Source organism: Aquitalea pelogenes (genome assembly GCF_041914625.1).
Classification (GTDB): domain Bacteria; phylum Pseudomonadota; class Gammaproteobacteria; order Burkholderiales; family Chromobacteriaceae; genus Aquitalea; species Aquitalea pelogenes.
Map to the genome: position 1 here is coordinate 69153 of NZ_JAYSDA010000013.1, position 17751 is coordinate 86903.

Annotated in this window: 14 protein-coding genes; 9 read left to right on the forward strand and 5 right to left on the reverse strand. The window is 62.6% G+C overall.

Going from position 1 to position 17751, the window contains the following annotated elements; translation table 11 throughout:
* Window positions 1–2: 2 nt before the first annotated feature.
* Together ACE3SE_RS12075 and ACE3SE_RS12080 are read right to left on the reverse strand one after the other, a co-directional pair.
* Entirely contained in the window at window positions 3–2147 is a 2145-nt protein-coding gene (locus tag ACE3SE_RS12075; RefSeq protein WP_374555573.1) for a hydantoinase/oxoprolinase family protein, read from the reverse strand.
* Window positions 2120–2542, reverse strand: a complete 423-nt coding sequence (locus tag ACE3SE_RS12080) for a hypothetical protein (RefSeq protein WP_374555575.1) — start codon at window positions 2540–2542, stop codon at window positions 2120–2122. The genes ACE3SE_RS12075 and ACE3SE_RS12080 overlap by 28 nt, the downstream gene beginning before the upstream one ends.
* 18 nt (window positions 2543–2560) lie before the next feature.
* Between ACE3SE_RS12080 and ACE3SE_RS12085 the strand changes: the two genes are divergently transcribed.
* A complete protein-coding gene (locus ACE3SE_RS12085; protein WP_374555577.1) occupies window positions 2561–4546 on the forward strand; it encodes a sigma-54-dependent Fis family transcriptional regulator in 1986 nt (661 codons plus the stop codon).
* A 23-nt stretch (window positions 4547–4569) separates the two neighbouring features.
* Here the strand turns inward: ACE3SE_RS12085 and ACE3SE_RS12090 are convergent, their stop codons facing one another.
* Window positions 4570–5025 carry a hypothetical protein gene (locus ACE3SE_RS12090; RefSeq protein ID WP_374555579.1) on the reverse strand — a complete coding sequence of 152 codons (456 nt, stop codon included), beginning with the start codon at window positions 5023–5025 and terminating at the stop codon, window positions 4570–4572.
* Between the two features lie 155 nt (window positions 5026–5180).
* Window positions 5181–6071: a LysR family transcriptional regulator gene (locus ACE3SE_RS12095; protein ID WP_374555581.1), complete on the reverse strand. Its 891-nt coding sequence runs from the start codon at window positions 6069–6071 to the stop codon at window positions 5181–5183.
* Between the two features lie 98 nt (window positions 6072–6169).
* On the opposite strand from ACE3SE_RS12095, the gene ACE3SE_RS12100 reads away from it, so the two are divergent.
* From ACE3SE_RS12100 to ACE3SE_RS12115, 4 genes are all read left to right on the forward strand, one after another.
* The gene (locus ACE3SE_RS12100) at window positions 6170–7645 is read left to right on the forward strand and encodes an NADH-quinone oxidoreductase subunit L (protein WP_374555583.1); all 1476 of its coding nucleotides are present in this window, start codon (window positions 6170–6172) and stop codon (window positions 7643–7645) included.
* A complete protein-coding gene (locus tag ACE3SE_RS12105; RefSeq protein WP_374555585.1) occupies window positions 7632–10049 on the forward strand; it encodes a YbcC family protein in 2418 nt (805 codons plus the stop codon). Before ACE3SE_RS12100 ends, ACE3SE_RS12105 begins: the two co-directional genes overlap by 14 nt.
* Window positions 10037–11029, forward strand: a complete 993-nt coding sequence (locus ACE3SE_RS12110) for an L-threonylcarbamoyladenylate synthase (protein ID WP_374555587.1) — start codon at window positions 10037–10039, stop codon at window positions 11027–11029. The genes ACE3SE_RS12105 and ACE3SE_RS12110 overlap by 13 nt, the downstream gene beginning before the upstream one ends.
* Before the next feature lie 73 nt (window positions 11030–11102).
* Window positions 11103–11894: an EAL domain-containing protein gene (locus ACE3SE_RS12115; RefSeq protein ID WP_374555589.1), complete on the forward strand. Its 792-nt coding sequence runs from the start codon at window positions 11103–11105 to the stop codon at window positions 11892–11894.
* 1 nt (window position 11895) lies between these two features.
* Here the strand turns inward: ACE3SE_RS12115 and ACE3SE_RS12120 are convergent, their stop codons facing one another.
* Complete coding sequence (locus ACE3SE_RS12120; RefSeq protein ID WP_374555591.1) at window positions 11896–12819, reverse strand: LysR family transcriptional regulator; 924 nt, start codon at window positions 12817–12819, stop codon at window positions 11896–11898.
* A 90-nt stretch (window positions 12820–12909) separates the two neighbouring features.
* Here ACE3SE_RS12120 and ACE3SE_RS12125 point away from each other — a divergent pair, with 90 nt between their 5' ends.
* From ACE3SE_RS12125 to tcuA, 4 genes are all read left to right on the forward strand, one after another.
* Entirely contained in the window at window positions 12910–13698 is a 789-nt protein-coding gene (locus ACE3SE_RS12125; protein WP_374555593.1) for a substrate-binding domain-containing protein, read from the forward strand.
* Between the two features lie 13 nt (window positions 13699–13711).
* Complete coding sequence (locus tag ACE3SE_RS12130; RefSeq protein ID WP_374555595.1) at window positions 13712–15010, forward strand: MFS transporter; 1299 nt, start codon at window positions 13712–13714, stop codon at window positions 15008–15010.
* A gap of 334 nt (window positions 15011–15344) precedes the next feature.
* On the forward strand, window positions 15345–16271 hold the full coding sequence (locus ACE3SE_RS12135; protein WP_374555597.1) for a LysR family transcriptional regulator: 927 nt from the start codon (window positions 15345–15347) through the stop codon (window positions 16269–16271).
* Window positions 16272–16350: 79 nt separating this feature from the next.
* A complete protein-coding gene (gene tcuA, locus ACE3SE_RS12140) occupies window positions 16351–17751 on the forward strand; it encodes an FAD-dependent tricarballylate dehydrogenase TcuA (protein WP_374555599.1) in 1401 nt (466 codons plus the stop codon).

Consider the following 17751-nt stretch of genomic DNA (forward strand, 5'->3'; position numbering starts at 1 on the left):
CCTTATTGCAGCTGGCTCAGATGAAACAGTCGGTGCTTGTCCAGCCGGGTGGCAAAGCCATCGGGCACGACATAGGTGGTGGCATCCGATTCGATGATGGCCGGCCCGATGATGTGATTACCGGCCTTCAGGCCCTCCATGCTCCACAGCGTGGCTTCAGACCATTTTTTGTGGCGGTAGAACGGGCGGGTTCCCAGACAGGCGGCTGCAGGCGGAACCGGGCCTGCGTCCGGGTCTTCCGGCAAGGCGGGTTTCTGGGTGATCACCGTGCCGCGCAGGATGGCTGCGGTAATGGAAAAGCCCAGCTCCGGCGAGCGTGCGGCAGTGGCATAAACCCGGCCATAGGTGGTTTCGAAGGCCTCGACCATCCGGTCCCAGTGTTCGGCCGTACTGGCCCAGGTGACCGGCGAGACGATTTCCAGATCATTCAGCTGCCCCATGTATTGCATCTTGAAACCCGGTATCAGCAATACGTCCTCGGGCTGGTAGCCATTGAGCACGAATTCGTCGATCACCTTGAGCGCCAGGTCAGACCAGGCTTCCTGCAAGGTTTGGCAGGCTGCCACCTTTTCCGCTGCGCTGGCATGCTGCGCCACGCCCAGATCCACCGACTTGTCATAGCGGTATTCAAAATCGGCACAGGCACAGCCAAAGGCCGAGAAGCCAGCCGCCCAGGCAGGCACCACCACATCCTTGAAACCGACACCGCCGGTATAACCATAGGTATGCACCGGCCCGGCCCCGCCATAGGAGAAGCAGGTGAATTCCGCCGGGTTGTAGCCCTTGGCACTGATGTTGGCACGCAGGTATTCGGACAGGGTGAGGTCCAGCAGCTCGATGACACCTGCTGCGGCATCTTCCACACTCAGGCCCAGCGGGTCGGCAATTTGCGCCTTGATATGCTGCCGGGCACGGGCGACATCCAGCTTGATGGCTCCGCCAAGGAAGTTGTCCGGATTCAGATAGCCCAGCACCACATGGCAGTCTGACACCGACACGGTATCCAGCCCGCTTTCCGGCCAGCAGGTACCTACCCGGTAACCGGCACTGTCCGGCCCCAGCTTGATGGCCTTGCTGTACGGGTCCAGTCGCACGAAGCTGCCGGCTCCAGCCCCGACCGAATCCATGGCGACCAGCGGCAGCGACAACACCAGTCGGGCCATGTCCGGGTCAGACTTGATGGCGAAATTGCCCTTGGTGATCAGGGCGACATCGAAGCTGGTACCGCCTATGTCCGAACAGGCGATATTGTCATCACCCAGGTATTCGCCCAGCAGCTTGGCCCCGATCACCCCGCCGATGGGGCCGGACACGATGGTGCGTGCCAGCTCCTTGGCCTTCCAGCTGATGGTGCCGCCGTGGGTGGCCATCACCCGCAGGTCAAAGCGCGCCCCGTACTTGCTGAACAAGTCGCTGACCTGCTTTAGCGTCTGACGTGATGGCTCGGCTCCGTAGGCTTCCAGAATGGTGGTATTCATGCGGTGGCTTTCCTTGCGCGACGGGTAATAGTCCACCGAGGCAAAGACAGGCAGCCGGACATGGGCCTGTTGCAACTCATCCAGCACAATGTCGCGCGCCTGCTGTTCGCTGCGCGGGTTCTTGTGCGACTGCAACAGGCAAATGACGATGGCCTGGGCACCGGCCTCCAGCAGCTCGCGGGTGGCCTGACGCACCTCATCCTCGCGCAGCGGGATGACAATTTCTCCCTGCACGTCGGTGCGCTCCGTCACGCCACGGGTGCGGGATACCGGCACCAGCGGTTCATCGTAACGATGGGTATTCAGATGAATGCGGTCTTCCAGCGCATAGCCCAGATAGCTTTGCAAGGCTCGCCCCATGGCGTGGATCTGCTCGAAGCCCTTGTTACAGATCAGCCCCACCGGCAAGCCCTTGCGGGCCAGGATGCGGTTGAGCATGGCCGTGCCGGAGTACACGCAGGTCACCAGCTCCGGATACACATCGTCAACCGTCCGGCCCCAGTGTGCCAGCGCATCCCGCGATGAGTGGTAAATGGCATGTGACTCGTCAGCGGGATTGCTTTGTGCCTTGCCAACGACAAAACGCCCATCTTCGCGGACAAAAAAGGTGTCGGTCATCGTGCCGCCTGCATCAATGCCCATCACCTGAACAATGGATCGCCTTTGCATATTGAATCCTCCAGACTGAGTGGTTCGACATCGTGGTCTTGCCCTGACAACATCAAGAGGCAGCCAACCTGGCTGCGACAAATCTTTTGGCCAGAAACCAATGACAGGCACCACGTGACGGGGAATGTCCCCAGCCTGGTAATGGCAACATGCGTGCCATCCTTGAAACCAAAACCAAATTTCCACTTTTCCATTTGTTTACAATGACTTGCAAAAACAAAAACATGGAATGACGGAAAACGCACCTCAGCCCGGATGTCTTGAATACGGACAAGGGCGCGGACAGTGTACGGAATACGAACAGCCCGCCTGACCGATGGGTGCAGGCCGGTCCTGCCTGATTTCCATGATGATGGACGCTGTTTCAGCCGCGCCTCGTTCCACATTCCACTCATGCTGAAGGTGAAATCTCCATGCCACGTTCAAAACCGCTGATTCCGAGTGCCGTCAACGATCAACGGGTTGCCAGTTGCTGGGAAGCATTCATCTGCAAGGAAAGCAGCTCGTCCGATGTTGTCCGCCAGGTTATCTGGCAGTCCTGGCTGCGCTGTCGCACCAGCGAGGTCAACCCGACACTGCAAGTTGCCCCGGTCATCGACAGCAAACAGCTGCTGACTGCACGCTGCCAGCAGGCAGAAACACTGCTTGGTGCGGCACGCCCGGTGATGGGCCTGTTGCGGGAGGTGCTCAAGGAATCCGGCTCGATGATCATGCTGGCTGATGCAGACGGCATGATTCTTGACCAGCACGGTGCCCATCGCGCAAGGCAGGCCGGCGAGCAGGTGAATCTGGCACCAGGCGGCTTCTGGAGCGAATCGCTCATTGGCACCAATGCCATCGGAACCGCCATTGCCACCGGCCAGCCGGTACAGATTCATGCCAACGAACATTACTGCCTGGATATCAAGCAATGGACCTGTGCCGCCGCACCCATCTTCGACCCTTACAGCCAGGGCTTGCTGGGCGTGATCGACCTGTCAGGACGCAAGGAAACCTTTCACGGGCATTCATTGGGCCTAGCCATTGCTGCGGCCAGACAGATCGAATGCACACTGCTGCAACAAGCCCATACCCTCAATCACCGCTTGCTGGAGCTCTCCACCCTGGCCTTCAATCAGTACCGCAATGACTGCCTGCTGCTGTTTGACCGGCATGGCCGCCTGCTGAAGCAAAACGGCAAGCTGCACGAGGCACAGCAGCAACACGGCGTCAGCCTGTTACATAACGGCAACTGGTATCTGCCCGCCTGCAACCTGGGCGACCCGGCCGAATTACGCCAGCAACAGACACCTGCCTGGCTGCAACAAGGGTGGGTACAAGAACTGCAAGAAAAGGGACAACAGCTGGGCAGCCTGCTGATCATCCCGTTACGGCAAGCCGGAACGCCAGTCAAACCTGCCGTCAGGGCCACCCCTAAGCAGCCAGCGGATGCCTTTGATGCCATCATCGGCAGCAGCCCGGGCTTGCATGCCACCAGGCAACAGGCCCGACGTCTGGCAGTACTGGACCTGCCGGTATTGCTGCTGGGTGAAACCGGGGTGGGCAAAGAGCTGTTTGCCCGCGCCATCCATCAAAGTTCCGGCCGGGCGGCAGCACCCTTTGTTGCGCTCAATTGCGGGGCGCTGTCACGCGACTTGCTGGCCAGCGAACTGTTCGGCTATGTCGACGGGGCATTTACCGGTGCCCGCCGGGGCGGCATGCCGGGCAAGATAGAACAGGCCGATGGCGGCACACTGTTTCTGGATGAAATCGGTGAAATGCCACTGGAAGTGCAGCCCCATTTGCTGCGGGTGCTGGAAGACGGCCGCCTGGTGCGACTGGGCGATCAACATGAACGGCAAATCAAGCTGCGCCTCGTCGCTGCCACCAACCGAGACTTGCAGGCCGAGGTAGCCAGCGGCCGGTTCCGCAACGACCTCTATCACCGGCTATGCGTCAGCAGCGTGCTGATTCCACCGCTGCGCTCGCGCAAGGAGGACATCATCGACATCATTGCGCATCTGGACGCGCAATTTGTCCGCAAATATGGCACCGCTGGAAAGCGGCTGGGAGAAGGTGTCATGGAGGTACTGACCCGGCACGACTGGCCCGGCAATGTCAGGGAATTGCGCAATGTGTACGAGATGCTGTTTGCACTGTGCGACGGAGAATGCATAGACATGGCGCAACTCCCACCCGACCTGCTGACAGGCCGCATGCGGTACGGCGAACAAGCAGATATCAACCCGCAGCAGGAAAACCGGCTGGACGCCATCGAAAGACAGGCCATAGAACGGGCCATCGCGCAGTCGGACGGCAACCTGTCCCGGGCAGCCCGCAGCCTGGGCATCTCACGCTCCACCCTGTACGCCAAACTGGCTGGCATGCGCGCTAGCAGCAAAGCCGTGCGCAAAGACTAGGCGGCTGCCATGCCGCTGCAGCCTCAGCTCGCCCCGCTGGCCGCACTGGCCGCACTGGCCGGTGCATGCTGCAGGCAGGCATGGTGCAGAAACTCGCCAAAACGCTGCGTGGTGTACACATACCATGCATTGTCGATGCTGAAGCTTTGCACACCACCCGCCAGATTGGGGGCAGCGAAATACAGAATGGCCCGGTCACGCCCCTGACCACTGACGCAGTCCAGCTCGGTGAGGATTTCCGCACTGTGCACGGCACTGCCGCCCAAAACAAAATTCAGGCTCCACCACAGCGAGATGGTGCCGCCCTTCTCCTGTTTCACCGGCTTGTTTTCCAGACTGGCGTTCTGTTCGCACTGATCACTGCATTGCCAGTACAAGGGCGCTGCCTGGGCTTGCAATGCAAAGCAGGACAACAACAAGCAGCACAAGCCGGCAAGGGCATGGGGCAGGAAGGTACGCAGGATATGGGCGGAAGGCATGATGGCAAGGGCAGCGACAGATTCGACAACAAGCCGACAGGCCATTGCCTTGCAACAGCCTGCCGGAAGTGTTGCCAATGTAATGGCAATGCCGGCAGGCGATAACATCATTTACCGGAAATTACACCACCATGACTGGCTGCAAGTGTCAGACATCAGCCCGGCATGGCAAACAGCTGAAACAGCTCCTTGAGGTGCGGTGCTTCAAAGCGGCGGCGCACGGTAATGGCGTAGAAGGTTTCTTCCACCCCCTGCACCGAGCCGTATTTCTCCAGCATCCCCTTGCCCAGTTCATCCTTCACCACGATGGCCGGAATCAGTGCCACGGCACCGGCATCGCGTGCCAGCAGACGCAGGGTGGCCATATCGTCCACTTCGGCGCGGATGCGTGGTTCGATACCCAGTTTTTCGCACAGCAGGTCGAAACGCACGCGGATTTCACTTTTGGCACTGGGCACCACCAGCCATTGCTGCCGCAGGATCTGCGCCAGGTCGAATGGCCCGTCAACCAGCCCCGGCGGGCCGATCAGGCAAACCTCCTGCCGCGCCAGCGTGCGGCAGCGCCAGGGGTGCTTGTCGTCGGCAATCATCGGGCGGTTGCTCAGCACCACGTCCAGCTCGAAGGCGGCCAGCCGGCTGAGCAGCTCTTCCAGCCCGCCCGCTTCCAGGTTCAGCTTGACCGACTGCCGCCCCAGTACCGGATGCAGAAAGCTTTCCAGAAAATTGCGTGACAGGGTGGAGACGCTGCCAATACGCAACTGACCGCCCTGCCCGGCATCCTGACTGGTGGTGGTGGCCAACAGCTCGTTGCCCAGCGCAAAAATGGCCTCGGCATAGCGCAGCACCGATGCGCCCATTTCGGTCAGCAGCAGTTTCTTGCCTTCGCGCAGGAACAAGGGCGTGCCCAGTTGCTCTTCCAGCTGGCGGATTTGCGCCGACAGCGCCGACTGGGAAATATGCAGCAGTTCCGCAGTACGGGTAAGGTGCCCTTCCGCCGCCACGCGCCAGAAGTAATACAGATGATGATAGTTGAGGCGATTAATCATTCTGTTTAATAGATTGATTTGTCCATATTAATGTATTTTACCGAACAATCTTTGGCAGGCATAGTGCCGCTGTGTTCAATAACCAGTGGTTTGACGCCATGTTGCCATCCTTTCACACCCTGCTTGCCGTGCTGTGGCTGCTGCCCGCCCTGATGCACGGCAAGCTGTCGCACCACTGGTGGCTGGCCCAGGCCAGCGCGGCGGGCGGCGCACTGTGTGCAGCAATGTTGATGGCCTGGCAAGGCCTGCACGCTGCCTTGCTGTTCCAGTTGCTGATCCAGCTGCTGGCCTGGGTAATCTTGCGTTTTTCCGCCCGCTACCTGAGCGGCGAAACCGGCCAGGCGCGGTTTTTGCGCGCCGTGGGCTGGCTGCTGTGCGGTGCCACGCTGGTGGTGGCCAGCCAGGACTGGCTGACCCTGCTGGCCGGCTGGCTGCTGACCAGCCCGGCACTGCAAAGCCTGCTGACCTTCTTCCCCCAGCGGCCGCAGGCGCGCATAGCCGCCCGGCGCGAAGCCGTGGCCAGCCGGCTGGCCGAACTGTGCCTGCTGCTGGCCGCCGGGCTGATCAGCTGGGCAGTGGGTTCCATGTCATTCGATGCAGTAGCCCAGCCACTGACGTCCCCCAATGCCGAACTGGCACGCCAGCTTGGCGCAGTATTGCTGGTGGGCTGCGTGGTACTGAAAACCGCCCAGCTGCCGTTTCATGGCTGGCTGACCCAGGTGATGGAAGCGCCCACGCCGGTATCGGCCCTGCTACATGCCGGGGTGGTGAACCTGGGCGGCATGGTGCTGATCAAGCTGTCTGCACTCTGGAGCGTAGTGCCGCTGGCCAGCTGGCTGCTGGTGTTGTGGGGCGGCCTGACTGCAGGCCTTGCCTGCTGGGTGATGCAAACCCGCATCAGCATCAAGCTGCGGCTGGCGTGGTCCACCTGCGCGCAAATGGGTTTCATGCTGATGGAGTGCGGTCTGGGTCAGTATTCGCTGGCGCTGCTGCACCTGGTCACCCATTCCATTTACAAGGCACATGCTTTTCTCAGCTCTGGCAGCCAGGTACGTGCCACCATCCGCCAGAGTGCCACCCCCGGCCAGCACGGCAAGCTGTGGCATGCGGGTAGCGGCATCGCCGGCATCGCGCTGCTGCTGGCCAGCCTGCAAGGCTGGCAGCTGGCACTGGGCCATGCCCTGCAACCACCCCTGCTGCTGATTGTGGTGATTGGCCTGGGGCTGGCCCCGCTGTGCCAGCGCAGCCTGCGCGGCTATGCAGTGGCCTTGCTGCTGTGTCAGGTCTACCTGCTGCTGCACACCCTGTTTGCCACCCTGCAAGCCGACCAGGCCAGTGCGCCGCTTGGCTGCCAGCTGCTGGTTGCGGCCTTGTTTGTGGCGCTGTTCCTGCTGCAAGGCTGGCTGCAGCACCACCCGGACCACGCACTGACCCGCCGCCTGTATGCGCTGGCCTTTGGTGGCCTGTATCTGGACGAATGGTGGGTACGCACCAGCATGCGCACCCGGCTGTACCGCCTGGGTCGCCTCTCCCAACCGCGCCAGCAAGGAGCAAGCGCCCATGACCATGCCTGACTCCCCCTTGCAGCACGCCATTGCAAACGCAGCAGGCCGGATTGCCCCCAGCTGGCCGCTGGACAGCCTGCTGGCCAGCTCACCTTACTGGGGCTTGCGCCAGCAGCACTTTGCCAGCGCCCACGACGGCTTGCAGCGACTGGCGGACAGCCGCCTGCATCTGGACGAATCTGACTATCAACAGGCTTTCCGCGACGGCAGCATCCGCCTGCCCCACCTGCAAGCGGCACTGCATGAAGCAGGCCTGCACTGTGCTGCCAGCGACTGGCTGTCACAGCCCGCCAGCGAGACCGCCAGCCGGCCTGCCCGTTTATTGCAGAGCAACTGGCGCCAGGACCCGGCAGGGCATGCTGGTTTGCAAGGCTGGCAACAGGTGATTACCCAGCAGATCAGCCAGTGCTGTGCCGCATGGTTCGACCACGACCAGGCCGAATGGCAGCCGGACCGTCACGGCCAGCTTTACCTGAACTGGCTGGCGGAAATGCGCATCCAGCCCGTGCCCAGCCCGGACCCGGCTCTGCGTCAGGCAATGCAACAGGCCATCGCCACACTGCCGGAAGATCACCATAGCCTGCTTGACCAGGCGGTGGCACGCTTGCAGGCCCGGCCCGACTGGCTGGCCGACTGGTTTTATGTGCTGCTGCAACGCAATAGCGGCTGGGCCGCCTGGTGCCGTTACCAGGGCTGGCAGGCCGAGTTGTCCGGCGGCCACAGCAGCCTGCTGCAACAGCTGCTGGCCATGCAGCTGGGCTGGGAATGGCTGCTGGATGATGGCAAGCGCGATGCCGACAGCCACTGGCAGCACTGGCAACAGGCCTGGCATGGCCAGTCAGTTGCAGCAGCACCAGCACGTGGCCTGATCTGGCAACGTGCGGCAGAACTGGCCACCCATGCCGGCTTGCTTGCGCAACTGGCCCAGGCTCCGGCCCAGCCGGATAGTGCAAGTACCGACATCCACGCCGTGTTCTGTATCGACGTGCGCTCCGAACCGATGCGCCGGGCACTGGAACAAACGGCACCCGGCATCCGTACCGCCGGGTTTGCCGGTTTCTTCGGCCTGCCGCTGGCCATCCGCTTTGCCGGAGAGGACCATAGCCAGCCACGCCTGCCCGGCCTGCTGGCCCCCAGCTGGGAAGCGGTGATGCCGCCGCTGGACAAGGGCCTGCAGGAATGGGGCCAGTTTGAACGCGCCCCCTTGTCCAGTTTCACTCTGGTGGAAAGCGCCGGGCTGGGCAAGGTGGGCAAGTTGCTGCGCAAGGCCTTTCCCGGCAAACGCCGCGCCACGCTGGCCGAGCTGGACCCATGGCTCAACGACAAGGAACAGGCCATGGTATCGGCCGGTCGTCAGCTGGGCAGCGACGCCATCATCACCATCCTGCAAACCCTGCTGCCTGCCATGGGGCTGGGCCAGTCGTTTCCGCGCACCGTGTTGCTGATTGGCCATGCCAGTCACAGCAGCAACAACCCGCAAGCCTCGGCCCTGCAATGTGGTGCCTGCGGCGGCCACGGCGGCCATTTGCACGTGCTGCTGCTGAGTGACTGGCTGCAGCGGCCGGAGGTACGCGCCGGGCTGGCGGCGCATGGCATGGTGATACCGGAAGACACGGTGTTTCTGCCGCTGCTGCACCTGACCCATAGTGATGAACTGGAAGTACTGCAGCCAGACCAGCTGTCCCCGGCACTGCAACAACGTGCCGCCAGCCTGCAAGGCTTGCTGGAACAGGCGGGTCAGCGCGCACGGGAACGTCGCAAAGGGCAGGATGGTATTCGCCCCGACATCGACAGCAACGCCCTGCTGGCCCTGTTGCGGCAAAAAGGCCATCACTGGGCGGAAACCCGCCCGGAATGGGGGCTGGCCAATAACGCCTTTTTCATCGCAGCACCGCGCAGCCGCACCCGCACGCTTGACCTGCAAGGCCGCGCCTTCCTGCAGGAATACGACTGGCGGCAAGACCCGGCGGCAAGACAGCTGGCCGGCATCTTTGGCGGCCCGCTGGTGGTGGCGCACTGGATCAACATGCAGTACTTCGCTGCGGTGGTGGACCCCAAACGCTATGGCAGTGGCAACAAGCTGCTGCACAACGTGGTGGGCGGGCGCATCGGCGTATTCGAAGGCAATAGCGGCGACTTGCGCATCGGCCTGTCCTGGCAGTCGGTACACGATGGCCAGCAATGGCGGCACGCACCGCTGCGCCTTGCCGCCTGCATCGACGCACCGGCAACGCTGATTGCACTGGCACTGGAGCAGCAGCCGGAAGTGGCCACGCTGGTGGCCAATGGCTGGCTGCACCTGTACCGCTTTGCCGACAAGGGCATGGAATATTGGCAACACGGCAACTGGCAGCCATTCACGCTGCCGCAGGATGCCGCCACAGACACTGGAAACACGATATGGAAATCCTGACCCCGCATCGCGACGACATCAGCCGCGCTGCCAACTTGCTGCAAGACGGCCAGCTGGTGGCCCTGCCCACCGAAACCGTGTACGGACTGGCCGCCAATGCCGAAGACCCGGCCGCCGTGGCCAGGGTATTTGCCGCCAAGGGCCGCCCGGCGGACCATCCGCTGATCGTGCACATTCCAGACATCAGCCAGCTGTCGCGCTGGGCCGATCCCATCCCGCCACAGGCACTGCAACTGGCGGCCGCCTTCTGGCCCGGCCCGCTCACCATGGTGCTGCCCGCTGCGCCCAGCGTGTCGCGCCTGATTACCGGTGGTCAGGATACGGTGGCCGTGCGCTGGCCGGCGCACCCGCTGTTCCAGGCGGTGCTGGACAAGCTGGGCCACGCGGTGGTGGCACCGTCGGCCAACCCGTTCGGCCATATCAGCCCCACCACGGCCAGGCATGTGGCGCGCCAGCTGGAAGGACGCATTGCCGCGGTGCTGGATGGCGGAGCCTGCCGGGTGGGCGTGGAATCCACCATTGTCGACCTGTCCGGCCCGGCCCCGCGCATATTGCGTCCGGGCAGCATCAGCGCCGCGCAACTGGCGGACATCCTGCCGCTGTCCGGCCAGCACAGTGCCAACGCGCCACGTGTACCAGGCGCACTGGCCTCGCACTATGCACCGCGCCTGCCCTGCTTCCGCTTTGAAGCCGGCGAGCGCCAGCAGTTGGACCCAGCCCTGTGGCAAGGCCGCTTTGCGCTGATCAGCCTGGACAATGCCGCGCCGCCCCCCAGCCAGCCCTGGCAGCACTACGCCTTGCCAGACAGCCCGGCAGACTACGCCAGCCAGATCTACAGCGTCCTGCATCAGGCGGAGGCCAGCGGTGCGGCGCATATCGTGATAGAAATGCCGCCACAAGACGCAGCCTGGCTGCATGTGCGTGACCGGCTGCTACGTGCCAGCACCCCGGCTGCCTTGGGCAAGCCCGATTCACATTGAGTACTGCAGACAACTGACTGTTCGGCTAGCATGGAGCAAGAACAAGACAACAGCACACGAGGCAAGCCACACCATGGAGCGCAACGCAGCGGGAAAACACGCACTGCATCTGGAAACCGACCCGACATGTCGTATCTGCAAGGATGGTCAGGAACTGGTCTTTGCCTTCAGCTATGCGTTTCAGCCCATCATCGACATCGCCAACCGCCAGATTTTTGCGCATGAGGCGCTGATTCGCGGCCCTGCTGGCGAAGGGGCGCTCACCGTGCTGCAACAAGTGACCGATGCCAACCGCTACCGCTTTGACCAGGCCTGCCGGGTGAAGGCCATCCGCACTGCAGCCCGGCTGGGCATGCAAAGCCGCTTGTCGATCAACTTCCTGCCCAATGCCATCTACCGCCCGGAAGTGTGCATCAGCACCACCTTGCAGGCGGCGCGCGAGTTCGGCTTTCCCGTCGAGAACATCGTGTTTGAAACAGTGGAAGGCGAACAGATTGCAGACGGCAAGTGGCTGGCCGAGGTCTTCCGTGAATACCAGCGCATCGGCTTTCTCACCGCGATTGATGACTTTGGTGCCGGTTATGCGGGCTTGAACCTGCTGGCTGATTTCCAGCCCGACATCATCAAGCTGGACATGGCACTGGTGCGCAATGTCCAGCAGCGGCGACCCAGTCAGGTGATCATCCGCAGCGTGGCCGACATCTGCCGCGAACTGGACATCCGCCTGATTGCCGAAGGGGTGGAAACCGAAGACGAATACCGCTGCCTGCAAGACCTGGGCATCAGCCTGATGCAGGGCTACCTGCTGGCGCGGCCCTTGTTCGAGCACTGCATGCAGCACGTGCCGCCCCACCTGCCCGCCTGATTCAATCTCCCGCCTGCCGGTCGCGGTACTGGGCAAACTGTGCGCGCAACAAGCTGCGCAAGTGCTCTGCCGCAGCACCAGGCTGGTAGCCGCTGCGCGTGATCAAACCCAGCGTGCGCGATATCTGCGGGTCGGTCAGTGCAATACCCGTCAGCTGATGGCGGTAGGCCGGAGTCAGCGACAATTCCGGCACCACCAGCACCCCCAGCCCGGCCTCGGCCATGCCATACGCCCCTTGCAAATGGCTGGCTTCATAGTGGATGCGCGGCCGCTGCGGCAGGCTGGCCAGATGATGGTCCAGCAACAGGCGGTTGCCGCTGCGCTGTGACACGCCAATCAGGCGCTCGCCCACCAGGTCTTCCCAGCGCAGGCGGCGGTGTGCTGCCAGCGGGTGGTCGTGCCGCACCACGGCCAGATAGCGCTCGGTCAGCAAAGGCTCAAAGTCGATATTGGGGTCCTCGGCGCCAATAAAATTGATGCCGAAGTCGGCACGCCCTGCCAATACCTGCTCCAGTACCTCTTGTGCGCCTTCATCAAACACCCGCAGGCACAGCGCGGGGTAGCTGGCGGCCAGCCCGGCCAGCGCGGCGGGTAGCAGGTGCTGCGCCACCGACGGAATGCTGGCAATCGACACCACTCCGCTGCGGCGCTCGGCCCGCTCGCCCAGGCCGCTCATGGCCTGTTCCAGCTCGTCCACCACATTCTGCGCATGCAACAGGAAATGCGCGCCCTCCTCGGTCAGCCGCACGCTGCGCGTGGTGCGCTCCAGCAGGCGTACCTGCAAGGACTGCTCCAGTTTTTCGATGCGTCGGCTCAAGGCAGGTTGCGACAGGTACAAGGCCTCGGCTGCGGCCTTGAAACTGGACTTCTCCGCCACCGCCAGAAATGCCTGCAATTCATTGAGTTCCAGATTGATGCGCGCCATCGATTAATCCATGAAATAAAAGCAATTAAACATTTATTGCATCTTGTGCATTATTTCAGCACAACACATACACAACAAGAGGAGATCAACATGGCAAGGACATGGAAGCCAGGCTGCGGCCTGGCCGCGCTGCTGCTGGCGTTTGCCTGCACCCAGGCAATGGCAGAACAACTGACCGTGGTCAGTTCCGGTGGTTTTGCCGCGGCATTGAAGCTGCTGGCACCCAGATTCGAACAGGAAACCGGCCATCAGCTGAAACTGGAATGGGGCCCGTCCATGGGCGACACCCCGCAGGCCATTCCGCAGCGCCTGGCGCGCGGTGAAAAAATCGACGTGCTGGTGATGGTGGGCAGCGCACTGGACCAGTTGCAAGCCCAAGGCCGGGTGGTAGCGGACAGCAATACCCCGCTGGCTGCATCGCGCATTGCGCTGGCGGTAAAACACGGCAGCCCGCAGCCGGATATCAGCACCCTGGCCGCATTGAAACAGACCCTGCTCAACAGCCATTCCATTGCTTACTCCGACAGCGCCAGCGGCGTGTTTTTGTCTACCGTGCTGTTTTCCCGCCTGGGTGTGGCCGAGCAGATCAAGGACCGCAGCCGCATGATTCCGGCCGAACCGGTGGGCAAGGTGGTGGCACGCGGTGAAGCCGAACTGGGCTTCCAGCAACTGAGCGAGCTGATCCCGATTGCCGGCATCGACATTGTCGGCCTGCTGCCGGAACAGGCACAGCAAGTCACCACCTTTTCCGCTGGCATCAGCAGTGACAGCGGACACCCTGCAGCGGCACGCCAGTTGCTGCGCTTTCTTGCTTCGCCGCAGGTTGCGGCAAGCATTCGCCAGACCGGGATGACACCGGTCAGCACCTCCGCTCAATGACAAGGACGACGACATGACCACTGCCAGCCCACGCCAGTCAAACCTTTCCATGGTGTTACGTGTTACCAGCGGTAACTTCCTGGAAATGTTCGACTTTTTCCTGTACGGCTTTTACGCCACCTATATTGCCAAAACCTTTTTCCCCAGCGGCAACCTGTATGCTTCGCTGATTCTGGCTTTTGCCACTTTTGGTGCCGGTTTTCTGGCGCGTCCCATCGGTGCCATCGTGCTGGGCAGCTATATCGACCGCATCGGCCGCCGCAAGGGGCTGATTGTCACCCTGGCCATCATGGCCTGCGGCACGGCCCTGATCGCCTTTGTGCCCGGCTATGCCAGCATCGGCCTGGCCGCACCCGTACTGGTACTGCTGGGCCGCCTGCTGCAAGGCTTCTCTGCCGGGGTGGAACTGGGCGGGGTGTCGGTTTATCTGGCAGAAATGGCCACACCGGGCCGCAAGGGCTTCTTTGTCAGCTGGCAGTCGGCCAGCCAGCAAGTGGCCATCATGTTTGCCGCCGTGCTGGGCTATCTGCTGCATCAGGCCTTCAATAGTCACCAGATCGACCAATGGGCATGGCGCATTCCGTTCTTCATCGGCTGCATGATCATCCCCTTCATTTTTGCCATCCGTCGTTCGCTGCAGGAAACCGATGCCTTCCTGGCACACAAGCATCACCCCAGCTTTGCCGAAGTCCTGCGCTCCATTGCGCAAAACTGGCAGCTGGTCACCGGTGGCATGCTGCTGGTGGTGATGACCACGGTGAGCTTTTACCTGATCACCGTCTACACCCCGACTTTTGGCAAGAGCGTACTCAAGCTCAGTGAAAACGACAGCCTGCTGGTGACCTTCTTTGTCGGCCTGTCCAACTTCATCTGGCTGCCCATCATGGGCGCGCTGTCCGACCGCATTGGCCGCTGGCCGCTGATGCTGGGTTTCAGCCTGCTGGCCATGCTCACCGCCTACCCGGCGCTGGCCTGGATGGTGGCCTCTCCCAGCTTTGGCCACATGCTGGTGGTGGAGCTGTGGTTGTCCTTCCTGTATGCCAGCTATAACGGTGCCACCGTGGTGGCACTGACCGAGCTGATGCCCAGTCACGTGCGTACCGTGGGCTTTTCGCTGGCCTACAGCCTGGCCACGGCAATTTTTGGCGGCTTCACCCCGCTGGTATCCACCGCGCTGATTGACGCCAGCGGCGACAAGGCTGCGCCCGGCTACTGGATGATGATGGCCGCAGCCTGCGGCCTGGCCGCCACCCTGATGCTGTACCGCAAGGACATCCGCAGCCGCTTTGTCGGCAAGGCTGCCACCGCCTGAGCCTTAGCCTCTCTCCGTGTGCTTTTTCTTTCCAGTCAGCACATGCCTGGCCTCCTTACGGAGGCTCCAGGCTGCTGACGTGGCGATTTACTTCTATTTCACCGGACCCGGCAAAGCCGGGCCTTTCGACACACTGATTGATTCCGCAGCCTTCCCGTCTATTCCCTATCCCCCCGCCCTTACCCTGTAAGGGGGCCTCGCTTTCTGTTCAGAAAGCGAGAGCGTATTCGCCAATAATCTGCAAGCTCAACACATAGGCTTTCACGCCTGCGGCCGATTCGGCAGTAGACTGCGCCTTGCACGATCAAGCGGAACTGCAGCAAGAGGACAAGCAATGGAGTTAAGGCAATTACGCTATTTTGTCAGCGTGGTGGCGCAAGGCAGCATGGGGCGCGCCGCGCTGGAACTGGGGGTGGGTACCTCGGCACTGAGCCAGCAGATCAGCCGACTGGAGGGTGAACTGGCCACCCGGCTGTTACAGCGCACCTCCAGCGGCGTGGTGCCCACCGATGCCGGCCTCGCGTTCTGGCGGCAGGCGCAACTGGCCATCCGCCATGCCGACGACGCCATGCGCGCCGCCCGGCTGGCCCGGCTGTCCGGCCATGTCAGCGTGGGCATGGCACCCAGCACCACCGGCGTGCTGGGCCTGCCCTTCATGGCGGCCATGCGCGAGCGTTACCCGGACATCCGCCTGCATCTGGTGGAAAACCTGTCCGGCAATCTGGCCACCATGCTGGGCGCACGCCAGCTGGATCTGGCCGTGCTGTTCCAGGAAGAGCGCACCCGGCGCTGGAGCGTCCTTCCGCTGCTGGAGGAAAAGCTGTTTCTGATCTGCCGCCGCGACCTGCCTGCAGCACCCACGCAGGACCACATCAGCCTGGCCGAGCTGGGCGACATTCCGCTGATCATGCCCAGTGGCCCGCATGGATTGCGCGCCCTGCTCAACAACGCCAGCACCCAGGGTGCGCACGCGCTGAACATCAGCGCGGAAATCGACGGCCTGTCGCTGTTGATGGATGCAGTAAGGGCCGGCTACGGTGCCACCATCCAGCCCGGTGCTGCCATTGCCCGCCTGCCACCGGAAGAGTTCCGTCTGATTGACATCATCGACGACAGCGTCAGCCGCCCCAACCTGCTGGTGAGCCTGTCCGATGACGAGCTGTCGCCGGCCGGACTGGCCACCCGCGTGGTGCTGCAACAGGTGGCCAGCGAACTGGCCAGCAGCGGCCAGTGGCCGGGAGCTACTGTTTACAATCGCTAAACACCTGTTGCCCGATCCGGTCTGGCGGCCCGCCTGAGGGCTTTTTACAGTCTCCGCTTGTCTCAGGGAGGCTGTACCCATGTTTGATGTTCTGATCATCGGCGGCGGCAACGCCGCACTCTGCGCCGCACTGATGGCCCGCGAAGCCGGGGCCTCGGTGCTGCTGCTGGAGTCCGCCCCGCGCGCCTGGCGCGGCGGCAATTCGCAGCACACCCGCAACCTGCGCTGCATGCACGATACCCCGCAAGACGTGCTGGTGGATGCATATCCGGAAGAGGAGTACTGGCAGGACCTGCTGCGCGTCACCGGCGGCCAGACCGACGAAGCGCTGGCCAGGCTGGTGATTCGCGCCAGCGGCAGCTGTCGCGACTGGATGCGCCGTCACGGCGTGCATTTCCAGCCCTCGCTGTCCGGCGCACTGCATACGGCGCGCACCAATGCCTTTTTCATGGGCGGTGGCAAGGCGCTGGTGAATGCCTATTACCGCAGCGCCGAACAGCTGGGCGTGGTGATTCGTTACGACAGCGCGGTTGAACGGCTGGAATTGCAGGATGGTCGCTTTGTTGCTGCCCATCTGTCGGGTGGCGAGCGCATCAGTGCGCGCAGCTGCGTGCTGGCGGCTGGCGGTTTCGAGTCCAACCGCGAATGGCTGCGCAGTGCCTGGGGCCAGAACGACCAGGGCGACTGGCCGGCGGACAACTTCCTCATCCGTGGCACCCGTTTCAATCAGGGCGTACTGCTCAAGTTCATGCAGCAGGCCGGGGCCGACATGGTGGGCGACCCGTCGCAATCGCACTGCGTAGCCATTGACGCCCGCGCACCGCTTTACGATGGCGGCATCTGTACCCGGGTGGACTGCGTGTCGCTGGGCATCATGCTCAACCGCAACGCCGAGCGCTTTTACGACGAGGGCGAGGATTTCTGGCCCAAGCGCTATGCCATCTGGGGGCGGCTGGTGGCACAACAGCCGGAGCAGATCGGCTATTCCATCATCGACTCCAAGGCCATCGGCCGCTTCATGCCGCCGGTATTCCCCGGCAACAAGGCCGACACCCTGCCGGAGCTGGCGCGCCAGCTGGGGCTGGACGAGGCGCGCTTTGTCGACACCATCCAGCGCTACAACGCGGCCTGTCAGGCCGGGCAGTTCGACCACACCGTGCTGGACAACTGCCACACCGACGGCCTCACTCCACCCAAAAGCCACTGGGCCTTGCCGCTCGACACCCCGCCTTACTACGGCTACGCGCTGCGCCCCGGCATCACCTTTACCTATCTGGGCCTGAAAACCAATGCCGACGCCGCCGTGCACTTTGCCGGCCAGCCCAGCCCCAACCTGTTTGTGGCCGGTGAAATGATGGCCGGCAATGTACTGGGCAAGGGTTATGTGGCCGGTATCGGCATGGCCATCGGCACGGCTTTTGGTCGTATTGCCGGCAGCCGTGCCGCCCAGGCGGCTCAGGCAGCTTCACAAGGAATCTGA